The 19,069-nt window shown below is 46.5% G+C and carries 19 protein-coding genes and 1 pseudogene; 10 read left to right on the forward strand and 10 right to left on the reverse strand.

Features of this window, described 5'->3' with window-relative positions; genetic code table 11:
* Positions 1–22 precede the first annotated feature (22 nt).
* From FQV30_RS16135 to yhaM, 3 genes are read left to right on the forward strand one after another with little or no spacing between them, the layout of a single operon-like run.
* Entirely contained in the window at positions 23–1,240 is a 1,218-nt protein-coding gene (locus tag FQV30_RS16135) for a metallophosphoesterase family protein (RefSeq protein ID WP_146501159.1), read from the forward strand.
* 4 nt (positions 1,241–1,244) lie between these two features.
* Positions 1,245–4,085 carry an ATP-binding protein gene (locus FQV30_RS16140; protein ID WP_146501160.1) on the forward strand — a complete coding sequence of 947 codons (2,841 nt, stop codon included), beginning with the start codon at positions 1,245–1,247 and terminating at the stop codon, positions 4,083–4,085.
* Entirely contained in the window at positions 4,082–5,020 is a 939-nt protein-coding gene (yhaM, locus tag FQV30_RS16145; protein ID WP_146501161.1) for a 3'-5' exoribonuclease YhaM, read from the forward strand. The genes FQV30_RS16140 and yhaM overlap by 4 nt, the downstream gene beginning before the upstream one ends.
* 86 nt (positions 5,021–5,106) lie before the next feature.
* Here the strand turns inward: yhaM and FQV30_RS16150 are convergent, their stop codons facing one another.
* The 7 genes from FQV30_RS16150 to FQV30_RS16180 form a co-directional block, all read right to left on the reverse strand.
* Positions 5,107–5,994 carry a peptidylprolyl isomerase gene (locus FQV30_RS16150; RefSeq protein WP_146501162.1) on the reverse strand — a complete coding sequence of 296 codons (888 nt, stop codon included), beginning with the start codon at positions 5,992–5,994 and terminating at the stop codon, positions 5,107–5,109.
* Positions 5,995–6,189: 195 nt separating this feature from the next.
* The gene (locus tag FQV30_RS18270) at positions 6,190–6,375 is read right to left on the reverse strand and encodes a hypothetical protein (protein ID WP_106534423.1); all 186 of its coding nucleotides are present in this window, start codon (positions 6,373–6,375) and stop codon (positions 6,190–6,192) included.
* A 60-nt stretch (positions 6,376–6,435) separates the two neighbouring features.
* Positions 6,436–6,981 (reverse strand): DUF3267 domain-containing protein, encoded by a 546-nt coding sequence (locus FQV30_RS16160; protein WP_146501163.1) that lies wholly within the window; start codon positions 6,979–6,981, stop codon positions 6,436–6,438.
* A 107-nt stretch (positions 6,982–7,088) separates the two neighbouring features.
* On the reverse strand, positions 7,089–7,649 hold the full coding sequence (locus FQV30_RS16165; RefSeq protein WP_146501164.1) for an HTH-type transcriptional regulator Hpr: 561 nt from the start codon (positions 7,647–7,649) through the stop codon (positions 7,089–7,091).
* A 184-nt stretch (positions 7,650–7,833) separates the two neighbouring features.
* On the reverse strand, positions 7,834–8,268 hold the full coding sequence (locus FQV30_RS16170; RefSeq protein ID WP_146501165.1) for a YtxH domain-containing protein: 435 nt from the start codon (positions 8,266–8,268) through the stop codon (positions 7,834–7,836).
* Positions 8,269–8,392: 124 nt separating this feature from the next.
* The gene (locus FQV30_RS16175; RefSeq protein WP_146501166.1) at positions 8,393–8,923 is read right to left on the reverse strand and encodes a tryptophan transporter; all 531 of its coding nucleotides are present in this window, start codon (positions 8,921–8,923) and stop codon (positions 8,393–8,395) included.
* A gap of 103 nt (positions 8,924–9,026) precedes the next feature.
* On the reverse strand, positions 9,027–9,509 hold the full coding sequence (locus tag FQV30_RS16180) for an HIT family protein (protein WP_255473522.1): 483 nt from the start codon (positions 9,507–9,509) through the stop codon (positions 9,027–9,029).
* Positions 9,510–9,606: 97 nt separating this feature from the next.
* On the opposite strand from FQV30_RS16180, the gene FQV30_RS16185 reads away from it, so the two are divergent.
* Positions 9,607–10,356, forward strand: a complete 750-nt coding sequence (locus FQV30_RS16185) for an ABC transporter ATP-binding protein (protein WP_146501168.1) — start codon at positions 9,607–9,609, stop codon at positions 10,354–10,356.
* The gene (locus tag FQV30_RS16190; protein WP_146501169.1) at positions 10,340–11,545 is read left to right on the forward strand and encodes an ABC transporter permease; all 1,206 of its coding nucleotides are present in this window, start codon (positions 10,340–10,342) and stop codon (positions 11,543–11,545) included. The genes FQV30_RS16185 and FQV30_RS16190 overlap by 17 nt, the downstream gene beginning before the upstream one ends.
* Before the next feature lie 43 nt (positions 11,546–11,588).
* On the opposite strand, the gene FQV30_RS16195 is transcribed toward FQV30_RS16190, so the two are convergent.
* Together FQV30_RS16195 and FQV30_RS16200 are read right to left on the reverse strand one after the other, a co-directional pair.
* Entirely contained in the window at positions 11,589–12,767 is a 1,179-nt protein-coding gene (locus FQV30_RS16195) for a M20 family metallopeptidase (RefSeq protein ID WP_146501170.1), read from the reverse strand.
* A 184-nt stretch (positions 12,768–12,951) separates the two neighbouring features.
* Positions 12,952–13,461, reverse strand: a complete 510-nt coding sequence (locus tag FQV30_RS16200) for an antibiotic biosynthesis monooxygenase family protein (RefSeq protein WP_146501171.1) — start codon at positions 13,459–13,461, stop codon at positions 12,952–12,954.
* A gap of 210 nt (positions 13,462–13,671) precedes the next feature.
* Between FQV30_RS16200 and hemE the strand changes: the two genes are divergently transcribed.
* The 4 genes and pseudogenes from hemE (at position 13,672) to FQV30_RS16220 (ending at position 17,622) form a co-directional block, all read left to right on the forward strand.
* Positions 13,672–14,715 carry a uroporphyrinogen decarboxylase gene (gene hemE / locus FQV30_RS16205; RefSeq protein ID WP_146501172.1) on the forward strand — a complete coding sequence of 348 codons (1,044 nt, stop codon included), beginning with the start codon at positions 13,672–13,674 and terminating at the stop codon, positions 14,713–14,715.
* Between the two features lie 44 nt (positions 14,716–14,759).
* Positions 14,760–15,692, forward strand: coding sequence for a ferrochelatase (hemH, locus tag FQV30_RS16210; protein WP_146501173.1), 933 nt, complete (start codon positions 14,760–14,762; stop codon positions 15,690–15,692).
* A gap of 16 nt (positions 15,693–15,708) precedes the next feature.
* Positions 15,709–17,128 (forward strand): annotated as a pseudogene (gene hemY / locus FQV30_RS16215) (protoporphyrinogen oxidase).
* A gap of 20 nt (positions 17,129–17,148) precedes the next feature.
* Complete coding sequence (locus FQV30_RS16220; RefSeq protein ID WP_255473512.1) at positions 17,149–17,622, forward strand: FixH family protein; 474 nt, start codon at positions 17,149–17,151, stop codon at positions 17,620–17,622.
* 180 nt (positions 17,623–17,802) lie between these two features.
* Here the strand turns inward: FQV30_RS16220 and yhfH are convergent, their stop codons facing one another.
* The gene (yhfH, locus tag FQV30_RS16225; protein ID WP_146501175.1) at positions 17,803–17,928 is read right to left on the reverse strand and encodes a protein YhfH; all 126 of its coding nucleotides are present in this window, start codon (positions 17,926–17,928) and stop codon (positions 17,803–17,805) included.
* A 143-nt stretch (positions 17,929–18,071) separates the two neighbouring features.
* Between yhfH and lplA the strand changes: the two genes are divergently transcribed.
* A complete protein-coding gene (gene lplA / locus FQV30_RS16230) occupies positions 18,072–19,064 on the forward strand; it encodes a lipoate--protein ligase (RefSeq protein ID WP_146501176.1) in 993 nt (330 codons plus the stop codon).
* Positions 19,065–19,069: the final 5 nt, after the last annotated feature.

A 19,069-nucleotide genomic window follows, 5' to 3' on the forward strand; every position in this document is an offset into this window, starting at 1 on the left:
GCTTTTTAAAGGAGTTTTATCTATGGGGAAAATTCGATTTATCCATGCGGCCGACCTGCATTTAGGCAGTCCGTTTACAGGCATGAAAGGATTGCAGAAAGAGCAGTGGAAAAAGCTGAGGGACAGCACGTTGGATGCTTTTGACCGGCTGATTGACTATGCTGTGGAATCGCGTCCTGATTTTTTGCTGATTGTCGGCGACATCTATGATGGGGAAGACCGCAGCATCCGTGCCCAGCATCGGTTCCAGATGGGCATGCAGCGCCTACGGGACTCAGGGGTTCCTGTAGTAATCAGCCACGGCAACCACGATCATTTGGGCGGCAAATGGACCCGTTTTGAATTGCCGGAGAATGTGCATGTCTTCGGACCGGCAGTTTCCCAAACAGAACTGGCCACATCAAATGGAGATGTTGTCATTACCGGTTTCAGTTACAGCGAACGCCATATCAAAGAGCCGATGATTTCCGCTTACCCGCCTGCCGACAAAAAAGAAGCTTTCCATATCGGCATGCTGCACGGCAGCATGGAAGGGGATACGGCTCACGCTGTATATGCTCCTTTCACAAAAGAGCAGCTGCTCGGCAAACATTATGACTATTGGGCGCTGGGCCATATCCATATGAGGCAGGAATTGCACCGGGAACCTTCCATCGTATACCCGGGCAATATCCAAGGGCGCCATAAGGGAGAAACGGGACCGAAAGGCTTTTATGATGTCACATTATCAAAGCAGGAAACGGTGCTTTCGTTTGTCCCGGCATCTGTCGTTCAATTTGATCGCCTTGCGGTTTCATGCGGAGGCATGGTGCACATGAACGAAGTGCTGGAAGCTTGCCGGGATGCCGCAGGCGATTATGCCAGCCGTTATGGGTCCGCTGTAGTGGAACTCGAATTCACCGGCATGGCTCCAGAAACGGCAGAATTGTTCAATGAAATCCCGGAAACCGAATTGATTGAAACCATCCGGGAAGCGATAGAAGCGGACGGAGAATTTGTGTGGATCCATGGCCTTTCTTTTGAAGAAAGTGCGGCTGATTTTCCGCTGTCGCCGTTTGGCGAACAAATCATCGGCGCCATCAAAGGGTGGGGCATTGCCGGATGGAAAGAAGTGCTGAATGATTTGTACCGGCATCCGAAAGCCGGCAGGTTCCTTGATGCATTGGACAGCCGGTCGGTAGATGAACTTCAGGAAAGTGCCATCCAAAAAATTCGCCGCGGCATGCAAACAGGGGAGTAGCCATATGAAAATTGAAAAACTGATTATATACGGATTCGGCAAACACGAAAACCGGACAATTGATGTCGACCCACAAGCATCTTTGTTTTACGGAGTGAATGAAGCCGGCAAGACAACCATCCAGCAATTCATCATCCAGACATTGTTTGGCTATCCTATGCGCAATCAAACGAAAACCCGGTATGAGCCAAAAGCTGGCGGGAAGTACGGCGGCCAAATTCATTTAGTGGATAAAAAATACGGCCGGGTAATCGTCGAACGGGTAAAAGGAAAGGCGGCGGGCGATGTGGCCGTCTTTTTTGAAAATGGCGCCAAGGGCGGCGAGGCAGAACTGAAAATGATTTTGCGGAATTTTGACCGGGCAGCGTTTGAATCGGTTTTCTCGTTTTCCATACACGAACTGCAAGGGCTAGAACGGATGACTGAAGAAGAATTGAGCAGGACGCTTCTCGCTTCCGGCACAACCGGCATTGATGCCATTGCGAAAATGGAAAGCCGCCTGGAAAAGGATATGGGGCTATTGTTCAAGAAAGCGGGCCGTAATCCGGAAATGAATTTGCTGATCGAAGAACTCAAGGCAATCGAAAAAGAATTGCGTGATTACCGGTCAGAGACTGAACTTTATGGCCCTTATAGGGAGCGGATCCGTGAAATAGAAAAACGCTTGGCCCATATGACGGAAGAAGAACAGCAGATTTCTAGCAGCATACGGGAAGCTGAAAAACGCCTTCAGTCAGTGCCTTTGCTTGAAAAGGCGGCTAAACTCGAACAAGAGTTGGAAGGGCTGGAAGGGGACGGATTTCCAGCGGACGGCAGGCGGCGGATGGAAAGGCTGCAGGACCGGATATCCGAAACGGCCGCAAAAATCGGATTAACGGCTGATGAGCTGGTTGCACTTGGGAACCATGATACTGTCCACCAAGAGACAGAGGTGCTTGAACGGCTGCTGAACCGCGAAACGGAATGGCATCAGCTGCAGATGCTGCATCGCAAAAAAAGGGATGAGTTTCTGCAATTGGCAGACGACAAGGAACGGCTGATCGGTTTAGTCGGCATGACAGCCGGAGAAGCCCTGCAAAGCGATGTGTCATTGGGCCGCGAAGAACAGCTGATTGCCCACGTTCAGCAATTGGACATGGAGGAAGAGGAAAAACGTTTTACTCTACGCCGATTGTCTGAAGAAAAAAGCACATTGGAGAACATTCGGAGGCAGATGGATACACTTCTGGATCATCGGCCGACGGAGAAGGAGCGCCAAGAAGCCGAACACTGGCCGAGCTTGTCAAGGCAACTGGCAGAGGCAAAGGCCGCGAAGCGTCTTGAACGTTCCGCCAATCCGCGCACTCTTAGCTTCCTTCTGCTTGGCCTTGGGCTGTTCGGCATCTTGCTCGGTATCATGCAGGGGAACTATGCGGTTGCAGGTCTTGCCCTTTTAGCGGCGGCAGCCGGGGGCTGGACCTTTATGAAGAACGGACAGCCGGCAAAGACGGACAGCAAGCATGAGAAACTGCTGCAGAAGTACGCAGGAAGAGAAAGTGAATGGGATGAGCTTGTACGGCGGATAAACGAGTTCGACCGAAAGATGGCGGAAGCGGAAGCCCAAATGGCTGCTGGCGAAGAAAAAGTGGCAGCCTTGTCCCAAGCTGCTTCAGGGCAGCCTGCCAAACAGGCATATGAACAGTTTCTTCAGCAGCTGGGAATCGAGCCGGGTGCGAGCCGGTCAACCGTCCTGGATTTGTTTGAAAAGCTCCGGGAAATCCAGGCGGTCCATTCCCGCCTTGGCCGCTTGGAACAGGATCTGGATCTACTGGCCAGCCAGATAGGGGAATGGCTGGAACAAGCGGAAGTGATGGCGGGAAGGCCACTTTCTTCGGAAGGCTTGTATGCTGAATTGCGGAACGAGTTCGCTTTCCGACAAAAGCAGCGGGCAGAAGAGTTGAAAAGGAAAGAAAAGCGGATGGAACTTGAAACCGAGGCTAAAAAACTTGCTGCCTTTTTGGAACAAGCAGAAAAAGAAAAGCAGCTTTTGCTTGAGGAAGCATCAGCAGCTGATGATAATGAATTTTATAAGTTTGCCGACGATGCGGCGAAAAAAGAAGCACTCCTCCATGAACTCACGCCTATACGGTCCCAGCTGGCGGTGATTGGACAAACGGAGCTCCTAGCGGGCTTGGTCGAAGAAGAAACATTGACTGGCTTTTTGTCGCAGCAGGAAGCGGTCTTGAAGGAATTGAAAAGCGAACGCAACGAATTGCTCGCTGAACTGGCTGATAAGAAGCAGACCACGCAAAGACTATTATCGAACGGGGAATACGAAGAGAAACTGCAGCAATTCGAGGAGAAAAAAGCCGAGTTTGCAGACCTCGCAAAAAGTTGGGCGACAAACAAAGCGATTATGGAAGCGATCAAGCAAACCATGAACGAATTGAAAGAAAAGAAATTGCCGGCGGTCATCGCGAATGCCGAGTCGTATTTCAGCAAACTGACCGCCCATACGTATACGGGATTAGAGATGAATCCCGGCGGTTTTTTCGAAGCGGTAAGAGAAGATGGCATGCGTTTCCATATTGCTGAACTGAGCCAAGCGACAAAAGAGCAGGCATATATTGCCCTCAGGCTGGCCCTTGCGGTATCGATGCAGGAAAGCCATCCGTTTCCAATAGTGATGGATGACGCTTTTGTCCATTTTGATCGCAGTCGTCTTCAGCAAATGATAAACTTAATAACAGAGCTGCAAGCGAATCATCAGTTTATTTATTTTACTTGCCATGAAACTATGCAGCAGGTTTGGCCGAATGCCCATGTCATCCATGTGGCAAACACAGAAAGGAGTGTGCACTCATGACTAAAGGAATCACACAGCGGGCAGTAGGGGAGACGATTGACGAATATTTGCTGATCAAGCAATCCGTCAAAGGCGTCACGACAACGGGAAACCCGTTCATATCCCTTGTCTTGCAGGATAAAAGCGGAGATATCGAAGCGAAATTGTGGGATACAAAAGAAGAGCAGGAGAAAATGTTTGCAGCGGAAACCATTGTGCGGGTAGGAGGGGAAATCCACAACTACCGTGGGAAAAATCAATTGCGCATTAAAAGCATCCGCCCGGCCAAGCCGGAGGAAAACCAGTCGATTGCCGACTTGATGCCTTCTTCCGATAAAAGCACAGAACAACTGTCAGAAGAAGTAATGAGCTATTTGTTTGAGATGCAAAATCCGCAGATTCAGCGCATTACGCGCCATATATTGAAAAAATACCAGCAAAAGTTCCTGACGTACCCGGCGGCTACGAGAAACCACCACGATTACGTATCCGGCCTTGCAGACCACGTTGTTTCCATGTTGAAGCTTGGAAAAGCGCTATGCGAAATTTATCCGACATTGAACAAGGACTTGTTGTATGCCGGCATCATTCTTCATGACATCGGCAAAGTGTTTGAACTGTCCGGGCCTATCGCTACAACCTATACCGTTGAAGGGAACTTGATCGGGCATATTTCCATCATGGTAACCGAGATATCGAAAACGGCGGAGGAGCTTGAAATTGATGGGGAAGAAGTACTGCTGCTTCAACATCTTGTATTGTCCCATCATGGCAAAGAAGAATGGGGGAGCCCGAAACGGCCAATGATCAAAGAAGCCGAAATCCTTCACTATATCGACAATATCGATGCGAAAATGATGATGCTCGACCGGGCGCTTGGAAAAACGAAGCCGGGAGAATTCTCAGAGCGCCTGTTTGCTTTGGACAACCGTTCGTTTTATAAGCCGACGATCTAAGTTCAGCTTCTCATTGCTTCATTGAACTAACAATCAAAAAACCCGTTGTTATGGACGTCCATAACAACGGGTTTTTATTTTCATGATTATTCAGCTGGTGCTGCTTCTGCATTCAAGATGCTGTCCAAAGCGCCTTTTAAATCTTCGTCTTTGATGTCGATTTTTGCATCTTCCATCATTTTAGCGATTTTTGGAACAAGGGCAGCCTGGTCCGCTTTTGCAACTGCTAAGTCGGTGCGGATAGCTTCTTTTTGCTCTTCAAGTGCTGGCTGGTCTTCCACTTTGCGTTTTTCAAGAACTTGGATGATATGGAATCCGTGCTGTGTTTGAACAGGTTCGCTGATTTCATCAACTTCCAAGTTGTAAGCTGCTTCTTCAAATTCAGGAACCATTGCGCCTGCGCCGAACCAGTCAAGGTTTCCGCCGTTTGCTGCCGATCCTGGATCCGTGGATTCTTCTTCAGCCAATTTCGCGAAGTCAGCGCCTTCGTCCAATTGCTTTTTGATATTGGTTGCTGTCTCTTCGTCAGCAACTAAGATATGGCGTGCATTAAGTTCAGTGCCTTGGCGGTCATATTGTTGTTGAATTTCTTCATCAGTGACTTCCACGTCTTCAGTCAACGCTTTTTCCTGAAGCAAATTCAAACGGATGACTTTTTTATAGCTTTCTTCTGTTTGGTTGTTTTGTGCAAGGAATTGGTCGAAGCTTTCGCCCATTTCATCCTGTGATTTTTTATACTCTGCGTCAACTTCTTCGTCAGTAACTTCATAGTTTTCGCCAAGCACTTTTTCAATCATCAAGATTTGAACAGCTTGTTCACCCACAGAAGCTTTCATTTCTTCATAAAGGTCGTTTTTTGTGATATCCCCAACTTCAGAAGATACGACAACTTCGCTGTCTGAACCGTTCCCGCTGCATGCGGATAAAGCAAGAACTGATGCAGCCAAAGTAACTGTTAAAAATGATTTTTTCATTATTTTCGCTCCCAACTTTCTTTCTTGATGCCAGTGTTACTATACCATAAAAGCTTAAAAAATCAAAAAGTTTCGTAAAAGTAAAATTCGGGTAAATGAAATCGCGTAAAAGCCATGAAAGTGCCGCACCTTGGTTTTCAGGGGCATGAACCATCCAGCCTATAAAAAAGTTCATTTGCCAAAAGGCAAATGAACTTATGGAGTAAATTCTACGCCAACGTATAAGGAAACTAGCAAGATAGTGATTAATATATTAATCGTCCGGAATATTTTTTGATGATTTTCCTCCGGGATTTCCCGTGAAGTTACCAATGCTAATGTCATGCGATTGATTTGGAACAAATAAAATACAGAGAAAACAACTACAAAGCCGATTAACATGAATTTCCTCCCCTCTGAACTTAGGTTCTAGTATAGCAAATCCGGGAAGAAAAAACAGGTTTAGGACATCGGCTGAGGCACAAGAATTTCAAACCCGGTGTCTGTTTCTTCTATTAGCGCCTCTTTTGGAGAACGCGCTAAATTCCGCATATAAATCAAATCGGGAACGCATAGTCCGCAATGGTAGGCGAGCAGCATCGCAAAATAATGGCTGAAAGCGGGCATTAAGATGCTTAAGACCACAATAACTGTATTGATCAAAAAGAAAGGGGTGACCAAGGTCAGGATGAACCGTTGTTTTGCGACAGGCTCTGAGATTTTCAGCGTGATGATGGGCATTAACCCCATTTGTTTTGTTAAGATCAGGCGGATGCATTGGCGGCATCCAAATAGCGGAATGAAATGGCATATTTTGTGCAGGGGATATACCCCCAAGATTGCCAGGATAAATGGCAGGAAATACTGGTCGGATAAAGGATCGGTATAAACAATGTTGAGCGTGATATAGAAGCTGATGAATACTCCAACCCCGATAAGCGCGGACATCATGAATAGTCGGTCGAATCCGTACTGTTTTTTTACGTTTATAGTTTTCCAGCAATGCATGATTTGCATCTCCTACAAGTGAGAATTCTCTTATGAGTCGATACATACAATACAACGATTTACAGAGAAAAGCAACCATAAAAATTACTAAATTTTAGAAGATGCTTTCACTGTTTTTCGGCAGTTTGTATAATGTGATTTTCTTCGCTGAACCGGTTTTCGATATTCTTGAAGGAAGCTTCAAAGATCTCCATGAAATCATCACCGTAAATATTGCGTATAACGGCCATTACATCCATGAATTCCGGAAACCTTCCATATAATTCCCGTAAAGGCAAAGACCCTTCAATGACAGAGTGGGGAGTATCATGGTATTTCTCAATCATTTCCTGCATCAATTCTTCACCTTTTTTCGTCAGTTCAACATATGTATTGCGTTTATCGGTATCGCGTTTTGAGAAAGCCAATAATTCGCGTTCTTCCAGTTTTTTCGAAAAGTTAAAGGCCGTGGAAACATGCATAACGCCAAATTTTGCAACATCTGAAATAGAAGCGCCTTTTAAATGATAAGAAATCCATAAAATGTGGTGTTCATTAATATTCAAATCATAAGGTTTTATCCACAACTGCCAATCTTTTTCGACCGCTTTCCATAACGCTTTTGACAGCTGGCCTATGCGTTGGCTAAACAGCATGGCTTCTTTCATCGTGTATTCTCGTTCACTCATCTAGGCACCAACTTTCCCCCGAAAGTATTTTCTCTTATTATAGCAGTAAAGCAACTACTATTAAAGTGTGAATAGTAAAAAAATTTTAAAAATCGAAATATCACCAAAATTACAGGTTTCAGAAAAATCGGAAAACAAAAAAGAATGCCGGCAGCCTTCCAAACAGAAGATTGCCGGCATTCTTTTATTTTTCGTTTGTGGAACTGTTTTGATGATCTTTATCGTCTTTATTGTTTTTGTCGTCGTTGTTTTTATCGTCTTTTTTATCTTTGCTGATCGACTTTTGAAGCTCTTCAATTGATTTTTGGATAGCCAAAATTTCAAGCTGAAGATGTTCTTTAGCCGGAACCGTGCTTTGCTGCCATGCTTCCATTGATTTTTTCAGCTCGTCCATTGCAGCAGGAAGCTGGGTTTTTGTTTCAGCCGATAAAGCGGCTACGGATTCTTTCAATTCGTTTACTTTTTCTTTTACTTCGGCTAATCTTTCCTTCCAGTCAGTAGAAGTGGATTTCACGGAAGTCCGAAGATCTTTACCGGATTGTGGAGTAGTGAATAATGTCGCTGCAGCTCCTGCTGCCAGCCCTGTCGCGAGCCCTATAAAAAAAGTTGATGCTCTCATATGCCAAACGCCCCTTTCGTCTATACCGTTCTTTTCCTTTATTCCACTTAATTAAAACATAAAGATGAATGGGGATTCAACGAAAAAAAGCTTTTCGCCAGTTTAATCGGCGAAAAGCTTTCTTTTATACGCTTTGTGAAACAGCAGTTTGAAGGTTTGAACGTTTGACCAGCTTGATCACAATCGGGAATATAAGTGCGAATGCCACGCCATTGAACAAGACGGCAGGCAAGACGACAGTCGTGAAAAGGAACCCGAAAGGAATTTCTGCGCCGATAACGAATATTGCCGCTGACAGAAAAATCGTGCCGGACAAGATTGTTCCAAGACCACATAAAACTACTGCTACTGGAAGTTTTGTTGCAACTTTTTTAATAAGCATTACGACAGCGAAAAAAACGAACGCAGTGATGAACTTGTCGATAATGTTCGGGAAAAAACCGCCAGGGAATGTGGAAAACAAACCTGAAATCACGCCAGTTGTCATTCCGAGCAAAAAGACGCTTTTAACATTCGGGAACAATAGAATTCCGACAAACATCATCGTCAACATGAAATCTGGCTTCATGCCTCCGTTAATTCCGGGAATGATCAAGTAAAGTGCTGCCCCTACACTGACTAGCAGCGCCATTAAAACTAAACTTTTCGTATTCAATTCTCATCTCTCCTCAGCTCTACGCTTTTTTGTCTTCCCGGTCGTATCCTCACGATCGCCGGCGAAAAACTTAACCTGATTCTATCTTTTATGAGTGCATAAATCAAGTAAGGGAACTCAATTTTTCTTTTACTTCTTCCGCCAATTGCTGGATGCGTTCCGTTGTAAATTCTTTTTCTTTCGTTACCCATTTGGCGCCGAAGCCGTCTGTCTCGCCATAGCGGGGGATAAAGTGCAGGTGAAAGTGTGCGACGCTTTGGCCCGCTTTAGCGCCATTGTTGTTCAGCAGATTCATGCCGGCAGGTTCGAATGTTTCCTTTATGGCAGAAGCGATTTTTGGCACGACCGCAAACAAATCGGCTGCTTCTTTGGAAGTCAAGTCGTATACCAATGCGCGGTGTGTTTTAGGGACAATCAACGTGTGGCCTTTTGTCAAAGGCATGATATCCATAAAAGCATATACATTTTCGTCCTCATAAATTTTCACACTTGGGATGTCGCCATTGATGATTTTGCAAAAAATACAGTTTTCCATATTCCTCATCCTTTCGTCGCTTCTGTTTTGAAAGCAAGAAAATCCCGCTATTTGAACTTTTACTGTTCTTATTTTATCATACTTAACTTTCCAGAAAAGAAATCATCTATCAGTTTTGATACAATATGATGAGAAAGAGGTGTTGGCAATGGCTGTTTTGGAAGTGAAGGCGCTGACGGGAGGCTATACACGAAAACCCGTTTTGCAGGACGTAACATTTTCGATCAAGAAAGGCGAACTTGTCGGATTGATCGGATTGAATGGCGCAGGAAAAAGTACGACCATCAAACACATTATCGGGTTGATGCAGCCTAAATCAGGCGAAATCCATCTGAATGGCAAATCGTTTGAAGATGATATGGATGCTTACCGGTCGTCGTTTTCTTATATACCGGAAACGCCGGTCTTATATGAAGAGTTGACGCTGCGGGAGCATTTGGAATTGACCGCTATGGCTTATGGGCTGGATTCTGCAACATTTGAAGCCAGGTCTGCAGAATTATTGAAAGAATTCCGGATGGAAAAACGGCTGCGTTGGTTTCCGTCCCATTTTTCAAAAGGGATGCGCCAAAAAGTGATGATCATGAGTGCTTTTTTAGTGAATCCATCCCTGTATATTATCGATGAGCCGTTTGTGGGATTAGATCCGCTTGGCATAAAATCGCTTTTGGACCAAATGGAGCAGCAGAAGAAAAAAGGGGCGTCAGTCCTGATGTCGACGCATATTTTGTCGACGGCTGAACGGTATTGCGATCGTATTATTCTATTGCATAACGGGCGTGTACGGGCAAGCGGTACGATGGCTGATTTGCGGAAAGCGTTCAATATGCCGGATGCTTCGCTGGATGATTTGTATATTGCGATGACCGAGGATGAACTCAATGAAGAATTTGCATGATGTGTGGTCAAGGCGGCTTCAGAAATATGTGGTTGAAGTCCAAAATTATTTAAAATATGTTTTTACCGGCCATATTGCGATAGTCCTGCTGTTTGCCATCGGAGCAGCGGGTTACGCCTATAGCGAATGGGTCCAGTCCATTCCGCCCGGATTTCCGGGAGCTTGGCTGCTGGCGGTCATTTTCGGGGTGCTGTTGGCTTATAGCCCGCCGACAACATTGCTGAAAGAAGCGGATGCGGTTTACTTTTTGCCGCTTGAAAGCAAACTGGATGAGTTTTTGAATCCTGCGCTCAAGTGGTCGTTTTTCTCCCAATTATATTTGCCGGTAGTGGCGTATGTCGTGTCACTGCCGATGGTGAATGCGTTATACGGGTTGGATTCTGCCCTATTGGTCGGATTGCCGATTTTATTGCTGCTGTTGAAATGGTGGAACATCCAGACGGAGTTTTCCTTCCGTAAAGCAAAAGCCGGGCATCAGGCATGGCTGGACCGCCTAGTCCGCTTTCTTGCGGTGCTTTTGTTTGTTAACTTCTATGTGGAGGACCGGTTGATATTTGCGGTTCTTGTATTGTTCGTCATTATAATCTACGGCCGGTGGGTAAAACAGCAGGCGGTGGGCAAGCCGTTCGCCTATGGGCACTTTATCGCCCTTGAAGAAAACCGTATGCTGCGCTTTTACCAGTTCGCTAATTACTTTACGGATGTCCCGCATATAAAAGGGAAGGTCAAAGCGCGTTCTTGGCTCAACTGGGTTTATCGTTTTATCAAGCCAGGGCCCAAAAATGCCCATTTTTATTTGGTATGGCGCACATTCATCCGGTCGGATGAACTGTTTTATTTGTGGGTCCGCCTGACTGCCATCGTGATGATCGGAGCTTGGCTGATTCCGTTTCCGGTTGCAGTCGCCATTTTCTCGGCGGCACTGGCGTTTGCTTCAGCTATCCAAATATGGCAAGGCTTGAACAAAACCCAGCACTTCCGCATGGACAATCTGTTCCCGTTGACTCAGTTCAACAGGGAACAAGCGGTTTGGAAGCTGGTGCTGATCGTCCAAACAGTCCAAGCGGCCCTAACCGCCCTTGTTTTAGCACTGGCCGGCGTGCCGCTTACGGCATTGGCGGCGTTGGCCGTCATCATTCTGGTTTCAATTATTACTGTATCGGCGTCAAAGAAAAACAAGAAGAAATAAGCAAAGCCCCGCATCTGCTGATGCGGGGCTTTGCTTTTAGGAATTATTTGTTATGGCTGTGGTAATTGATCGCTGCTGAACCAAGTGTTTTGGCTGCGATAAGCATCGCTTCTTCTTTAAAGTCGAATTTCGGATGATGGTGCGGGTAAGCATCGCCGTCCGGCTTAGCGCCAGTGAAGAAGAATGTTCCCGGCACCTTTTCCAGGTAATAAGAAAAATCTTCGCCGCCCATTTGAGGAGGAGCGTCGTAAACTTCCTCGACACCTGGCACAGTTTCGGCAATGTTCTTCAAGTACATGGTCTCGGCTTCATGGTTAACAACCGCCGGATAGCCGCGCATGTAATTGAATTCGTAAGTGCTGTCGGCCGCCCGGCTTGTGCCTTCGATGACGCGTTCCATTTCCTCTTCCATCAGTGTCCGGATGGATTCGCTGAATGTGCGGATCGTTCCGGACAATTTAGCTTGGTCGGCGATGATATTGAACGGATTTTCCGCGATGAACGAGCCGACGGACAATACAGCGGATTCAAGCGGATCTACACGTCTGGAAACCAATTGCTGCAAGTTTGTGACAATCTGGGAGCCGATGACCACTGCATCTTTTGTTTCATGAGGGCTTGCGCCATGTCCGCCGCGGCCTTGGACGGTCAGTTCGAATCTATCAGAAGCGGCCATGATCGGGCCTACTCGGTAGTCGATTCTGCCGAACGGGGTCATGGACCATAAATGCGTCCCGAAAATGACATCGACCCCGTCAAGCGCGCCGGCTTCAATCATCGGTTTTGCACCGCCCGGGGCAAGTTCTTCTGCATGCTGATGGATCAGCACATATTTGCCTTCAAGCTCATGGCTCATCGCATGGAGCACTTTTCCAAGAACGAGGAGTGTCGCTGTATGGCCATCATGGCCGCACGCATGCACAACGTTTGGCACTTGGGAACGATATGGAACACCTTCTTTTTGGTCTTGTATCGGCAAAGCGTCAAAATCTGCGCGCAAGGCAACGGTTTTTCCCGGTTTCGTGCCTTGGATGGTGGCAACGAGTCCATTGCCGCCGACTCCGGAACGGACTTCGACGCCAAGCGCTTCGTAGAATTCCCGGATATAAGCCGCTGTTTTCTCTTCATGGAATGATGGCTCCGGATTCATATGTAAATGGCGGCGTATATCCACCATTTCGGCATAATTGGCATCCAATTGTTCGTAAAGTTTCTCAATCATTTGATGTAGCTCCCTTCAATATTAATAGATAAAGGATACCATAAAAAGAATGAATTTATTATTTTTTCAGTGAACGGCATAATCAGGACCTATTCTATCCGTGTCCCGTTGCTGCTTTTTCAAACATTTCCAAGAGGGAAATGAAAATTCCCGCGGCTTGCGGGCCGCGGGAAGGGAGATGGTTTTATTCGTCTTCGGGTTTTGCTGTATATGTCGTTACATAGGAAGAGCCGGAAAAGATGTTTGGGCGCTTTTCTGCAGAGCCCTCGGCCGGCTTTGAATGCGCTTGTGAAAAAGCCTGGGATTCTTTCCATTTCTCGAAAAAGTTCGGTGATTCCCATTCGGTCAGTACTACGTACGTATCCGAATCCTTCGGACGGAGCACCCGGAAAGCGACATACCCCGGTTCATTTTCGATAGCGCCTGCCCGGTTTTTGAAACGGTGTTCAAAAATTGGCCGGCCTTCTTCCGTCACTGGAATATTATTGAAAACGAAAAATCCTTTTTCTTTGAATTCACCGGTGCCATCCACCACTTCATAGCGGCGAGGCGTTTGGAAAACAGTTTTCCCTTCCGTTTCGTGGATAACCAATGTGGTATTTTCCCCTTGCATGACCACCATGTTTTCGTTCGGGTATTTATCCCTTAATTTCTTCATATAATCATATGTTCCTGTTGTCATATATAAGTTCAAAAAATCCGCCTCCAATACTGTGCTTTATAGTATACCGTTCCCTGAATAAAAAAGCATGAAACTCTTTTGTCCATCCCGTGACTTCAGAAGCGTCTAATTTATGACATTTCCTTTCGGAAACTATACAATAAAGGGCAGAGCGTCTATAGTAAATACCGATATAGAATAGATACGCACTGGATTTAACAGACTGAAGGGATGAATTGACACATGACTTTTAACGACACTTTATTGAGGGCAGCGCGAGGGGAAAAGACGGACCATGTACCGGTATGGTATATGCGCCAAGCGGGACGTTCGCAGCCGGAGTACCGCAAGATCAAAGAAAAATACTCATTGGAGGAAATCACGCATCAGCCGGAGCTTTGCGCATATGTGACCAAGTTGCCGGTTGACCAGTATGGCGTTGATGCTGCGATTTTGTATAAAGATATCGTGACCCCGCTGCCGGCTATCGGTGTGGACGTTAAGATCAAGGCAGGCATCGGTCCTGTTATCGATAATCCGATCCGTACAATGGCGGATATTGAGCGCCTGGGCGAGATCAATCCTGAACAAGATGTGGATTTCGTGCTGGAAACAATCCGCATGTTAACGCAAGAACAATTGAATGTGCCGTTAATCGGATTTTCAGGAGCGCCTTTCACATTAGCGAGCTATATGATCGAAGGCGGCCCTTCACGAAGCTATAACAAAACAAAAGCTATGATGGCATCCCAGCCGCAAATGTGGTTTGCGCTGATGGACAAACTGGCGGATACCATCATTCCTTACGTTAAAGCGCAGATCAAAGCAGGGGCGAAAGCGGTCCAGATTTTCGACTCATGGGTCGGGGCGTTGAATGTGGAAGATTACCGAATTTTCATCAAACCGGTTATGGAGCGCATTTTCTCTGAACTCCGGACCGAAGGAGTGCCGTTGATCATTTTTGGAGTCGGAGCAAGCCACCTGGCGAAAGAATGGCATGATCTTCCGGTGGATGTTGTCGGGCTGGATTGGCGTTTGCCGATTTCTGAAGCACGTTCAATGGGATTGACAAAAGCGTTGCAAGGCAACTTCGATCCTTCTTATCTGCTGGCAGACTGGCCGGTCATCGAAGAACGGGCTAAAGCGATTTTGGATATGGGCATGCAGCAAGACGGCTATATCTTCAATCTTGGACATGGGGTCTTCCCGGAAGTGAATCCGGATACATTGAAGCGTTTGACTGCATTTATCCACGAATACAGCGCGGCGTATAAAGCAAAGAAATAATTGACTATATAATCGAGGATATAATCTGAATTTAGAGGTGACTGATGATGAAAAAGACAATGGGATTATTGGTTATGGCGTACGGCACGCCTTATGAAGAAGCGGATATTGAACGCTATTACACGCACATCCGCCACGGCCGCAAGCCGAGCGAAGAAAGCCTGGAAGACCTGCGCAGCCGCTATAAAGCGATCGGCGGACTTTCCCCGCTGGCAAAAATTACGAAAGATCAAGCGGAAGCTTTGGGAGCACGCCTGAACGAAGTGCAAGATGAGATTGAATTCAAAGTTTATCTTGGTTTGAAGCATATTGAACCGTTCGTCGAAGACGGAGTGGCAGCCATGGAACGCGATGGCATCAAGGAAGCTGTGTCGATCGTATTGGCTCCGCATTTCTCGACATTTTCGGTGAAATCCTATAATGGCCGAGCTTTGGAGGCTGCAGAAAAAGCAGGCATCAAATTGACTTCAGTGGAAAGCTGGTATACAGAGCCGAAATTCATTCGATACTGGGGCGAAAAAGTGAGCGCTGCGTTTGCTGAAATGCCGGCAGAAGAACGTGAGAAGGCGTGCTTGATCGTTTCTGCGCATTCGCTGCCTGAAAAAATCATCACGAATGGCGATCCGTATCCAGACCAATTGAAAGAAACGGCACAATTGATCTCCGAAGCTGCAGGCGTGGAAAACGTGGAAGTAGGCTGGCAAAGCGCCGGACAGACCCCGGAACCATGGATCGGGCCAGACGTACAGGATTTAACACGCGAACTGTTTGAACAAAAAGGCTATACATCATTCGTTTATACGCCGGTCGGCTTTGTTGCAGACCATTTGGAAGTGTTGTTCGATAATGATTATGAATGTAAAGTGGTATGCGATGAAATCGGCGCAGCTTATCGGCGTCCGGAAATGCCGAATGTGCAGCCATTGTTCATTGATGGCCTGGCAGATGTAGTTTTAAGAAAATTAGCTGAAAAATAAATCCTTATTGGAAGTGATGCACGTGGAGGAGCAGATTCGAAAAGTTGCAGTCGTTGGCGGAGGAATCACTGGATTGACTGCTGCCTACTTTTTACAAAAAAAGGCGCAAGAGCAAGGCTTGCCGATACATATCACATTGATTGAAGCGGCACATCGGCTTGGCGGCAAAATACAGACGCTGCAAAGGGATGGCTTTGTAATTGAACGCGGCCCCGACTCGTTTCTCTCTTTCAAGGATAGTGTGAACCAGCTGGCAAAAGAGTTGGATATTGAAGACAGACTTATCGGCAGTTCCAAAGGCCGCTGGTTTGTCGTGGCGGAAGATCAGCTCCAGCCGATTCCAACTGGAACTGTAATGGGTGTGCCTACAAAGTTCGGCCCATTCCTCGTTTCTGATTTGTTTTCTTGGAGCGGCAAAGTGCGGGCGGCAGGCGATTTGGTTTTGCCAAAAACATCAACAGCCGTCGATCAATCGTTAGGCAAGTTTATTCGCCGCCGTTTTGGCAAAGAGTTGGTGGAGAATCTTCTGGAACCTCTTCTGTCCGGAGTAAATGGCGGAGACATTGACCGCATGAGCCTGGAGGCTGCTTTTCCTCAATTTGCTGAAGCGGAACAGCAGCATCGGAGCTTGATGGTTGGCATGAAAAAAACAAAATTGGCGTTAAGTTCGGAAGTTTACAGCGATAAAGAAGAAGGCATTTTTCAAACTTTTGAGGGCGGTATGGAGACTCTTGTCAAAACACTCGAAAAAAAGCTGAACGGATGCACAGTTCTAAAAGGTGTAAAAGTTGAAGGCATAAAAAAAGAAGCCGGAAAAGCGGTTTTGAAGCTGAACAATGCTTCATCCATCCAGGCTGACCAAGTGCTTTTCGCGCTTCCACATTCAATGCTGCAGCCATTGTTCGAGCCATACGGTTTGCTGAAGGGGCTGAAGGAAATACCGTTGACTTCAATTGCGACAGTCTCCATGGCGTTTCCTGAAGCAGCAGTGAAATCGGGGGGGCGGTACAGGTTTTGTAGTGGCCCGCAACAGCGATTTTGCGATTACGGCATGCAGCTGGGTTCATCGGAAATGGCCATCCAAAATCGTGCCAAAGGGTAAAAAGCTGTTGAGGACATATATCGGCCGTGTAGGAGATGAAGCGGTAGTCGATTTGGCTGACCATGAAATCGAAAAAATTGTTTTGGCTGATTTGCGGAAAACGATGCAAATTGAAGGGAATCCGGACTTTACCGTTGTATCCCGCTGGAAGCAAGCGATGCCCCAGTACGTGGTGGGGCATAAAAAGCGGGTGGATGAAGCAAGAAGAGAACTTGGAAAAGAGTTCCCGATGGTTGGGGTTGCCGGAAGCTCATTTGGAGGATTTGACTTGCCCGATTGTGTTGAACAAGGCAAAGCCGCAGCTCACGAACTGTTCGAACGGCTGCAAGTATAACAATCCGTATGGAGGGTATTATGATGAAAAAGTTGGCTTGGCTTGGGTTGTCCGTATTGATGCTAGGTGCTTGCGGAACAAACGGAGCTGAAACGTCCGGAGCTGGAAACACGCTTGAAGAAGTGGCCGTGGAATTCAATACCGGGCAAACCGCCGAAGTGGGGGAAGAAGTGGCTTTGTCTGTGACAATCACCCAAGGCGGCGAAGCAGTGGAAGATGCAGATGAAGTGGTTTATGAAGTGTGGGAATCCGGGCATCGTAAAGACGGGGAGATGATCACCGCAGAACATACAGCTGATGGTGTTTATGAAGCCGAAACGGTATTCGGAGAAGAAGGGCTGTATTACATGCAAGCCCACACGACAGCGCGGCGCCTTCACGCTATGCCGAAGCAGGAAATGACTGTCGGCAATCCGGACCCGGAATCCATCGTTCCGGACGACAGCGAAGATTCCGAAGGCATGAACATGATGGAGGAACACAGTGGACATTAATACAAGCGGAATTGGCTGCAGAGAGGCTCAATGAATTGAGTTTGCCTGCAGTTTTTTCTATGTGGGGGAATGCTTGGCTAACCAGCCGCCAGCCACTTTTTTCAGCTGAAAAAAGCAGGCTTCTTCGGGTTATGCGAAGAGGCCTGCAGTATAAAAAAGTTCAAGGTTTGTTGTTCTGTTTTATAAGTCGCTGCATGTTTTGCAATGGTCGCCATAACACTCATGCTGCTCTTCTACTTTTTCTCCGCAATTCGTACATTGTTTCGGGGGCAGGTTCTTGAAATACTCTACAACGTTTTCAATCATTCATTCCAGCTCCTTTTTGTTATAGTACTGTTCGGGTTTAAAACAGTGTATTGTAACAGCGACCGTTCGTCAACCCTTACTGATGAATAAAATGAAAAAATCCGTTAAACTAAGAGAAGTACTGAATCCAAAGGAGAGAGACCATGTATTTCGTAGATAATAAAGGCATCACTGACCCGCGCATCAACTTAGCGATAGAAGAATACTTGTTGAATACGATGGATGTGGAAAAAGATTCATTTTTACTGTTCTATATCAATGAACCGTCGATCATCATCGGGAAAAACCAAAACACAGCAGAAGAAATCAATACTGACTATGTGGATTCCAACGGCATTCATGTAGTTCGCCGCCTATCAGGCGGTGGGGCGGTTTACCACGATCTCGGGAATTTGAATTACAGCTTCATCACTACTGATGACGGCAATAGCTTCCGCAATTTCCGCAAATTCACTGAACCGGTTGTCAAAGCACTGCAAAATCTAGGTGTTAATGCAGAACTGTCAGGCCGCAACGATTTGATGGTGGAAGGCCGTAAAATTTCCGGCAATGCCCAATTTTCAACTAGGGGCCGCATGTTCAGCCACGGCACGCTGATGTTTGACACTGAAGTGGAGGCCGTTGTGTCTGCTCTGAATGTCAGCAAAGAGAAAATCGAATCAAAAGGCATCAAATCAATCCGCAGCCGGGTAGCGAACATTTCGGAGTTTTTGAAAGAACCGATGACAGTCACTGAATTCCGCTCAGCGATTCTCCATTCGCTTTTCGAAGGAGAAGAGAATGTAAAGTATTGGGAACTGACGGACGAAGATTGGGCCAATATACGGGAATTATCGAAAAAGCGCTACGGCAACTGGGATTGGAATTACGGCAAATCGCCGAAGTTCAACGTGAAGCATTCACACCGCTTCCCGGTAGGCGGCATTGATGTGCGCTTGCAAGTAGAAGGCGGGCTTGTGAAAGAAGTCAATATTTACGGCGACTTTTTCGGGGTCGGCGACGTAGCGGAAATTGAAAAAGCGATTACAGGCATAAAATACGAACGGGCTTCCTTGGATGAAGCGATCACTGGATTTGATATTCCAACTTATCTGGGCGGCATCACAAAAGAAGAATTCCTGAAATTAATTTATTAAGAATT

This window comes from Planomicrobium sp. CPCC 101110 (genome assembly GCF_007859395.1).
Taxonomy (GTDB): domain Bacteria; phylum Bacillota; class Bacilli; order Bacillales_A; family Planococcaceae; genus Planococcus.

Excerpts from the sequence above, each read along its gene's own strand:
- FQV30_RS16135 (WP_146501159.1), top strand. The coding sequence starts at position 23 with ATGGGGAAAATTCGATTTATCCATGCGGCCGACCTGCATTTAGGCAGT.
- yhfH (WP_146501175.1), bottom strand. The coding sequence starts at position 17,928 with ATGATTGAAAACGTTGTAGAGTATTTCAAGAACCTGCCCCCGAAACAA.
- FQV30_RS16190 (WP_146501169.1), top strand. The coding sequence starts at position 10,340 with ATGAAGAATTTGCATGATGTGTGGTCAAGGCGGCTTCAGAAATATGTG.
- lplA (WP_146501176.1), top strand. The coding sequence starts at position 18,072 with ATGTATTTCGTAGATAATAAAGGCATCACTGACCCGCGCATCAACTTA.
- FQV30_RS16160 (WP_146501163.1), bottom strand. The coding sequence starts at position 6,981 with ATGCATTGCTGGAAAACTATAAACGTAAAAAAACAGTACGGATTCGAC.
- hemH (WP_146501173.1), top strand. The coding sequence starts at position 14,760 with ATGATGAAAAAGACAATGGGATTATTGGTTATGGCGTACGGCACGCCT.
- FQV30_RS16195 (WP_146501170.1), bottom strand. The coding sequence starts at position 12,767 with ATGATTGAGAAACTTTACGAACAATTGGATGCCAATTATGCCGAAATG.
- FQV30_RS16150 (WP_146501162.1), bottom strand. The coding sequence starts at position 5,994 with ATGAAAAAATCATTTTTAACAGTTACTTTGGCTGCATCAGTTCTTGCT.
- FQV30_RS18270 (WP_106534423.1), bottom strand. The coding sequence starts at position 6,375 with ATGTTAATCGGCTTTGTAGTTGTTTTCTCTGTATTTTATTTGTTCCAA.
- yhaM (WP_146501161.1), top strand. The coding sequence starts at position 4,082 with ATGACTAAAGGAATCACACAGCGGGCAGTAGGGGAGACGATTGACGAA.
- FQV30_RS16185 (WP_146501168.1), top strand. The coding sequence starts at position 9,607 with ATGGCTGTTTTGGAAGTGAAGGCGCTGACGGGAGGCTATACACGAAAA.
- FQV30_RS16165 (WP_146501164.1), bottom strand. The coding sequence starts at position 7,649 with ATGAGTGAACGAGAATACACGATGAAAGAAGCCATGCTGTTTAGCCAA.
- FQV30_RS16170 (WP_146501165.1), bottom strand. The coding sequence starts at position 8,268 with ATGAGAGCATCAACTTTTTTTATAGGGCTCGCGACAGGGCTGGCAGCA.
- FQV30_RS16220 (WP_255473512.1), top strand. The coding sequence starts at position 17,149 with ATGATGAAAAAGTTGGCTTGGCTTGGGTTGTCCGTATTGATGCTAGGT.
- hemE (WP_146501172.1), top strand. The coding sequence starts at position 13,672 with ATGACTTTTAACGACACTTTATTGAGGGCAGCGCGAGGGGAAAAGACG.
- FQV30_RS16140 (WP_146501160.1), top strand. The coding sequence starts at position 1,245 with ATGAAAATTGAAAAACTGATTATATACGGATTCGGCAAACACGAAAAC.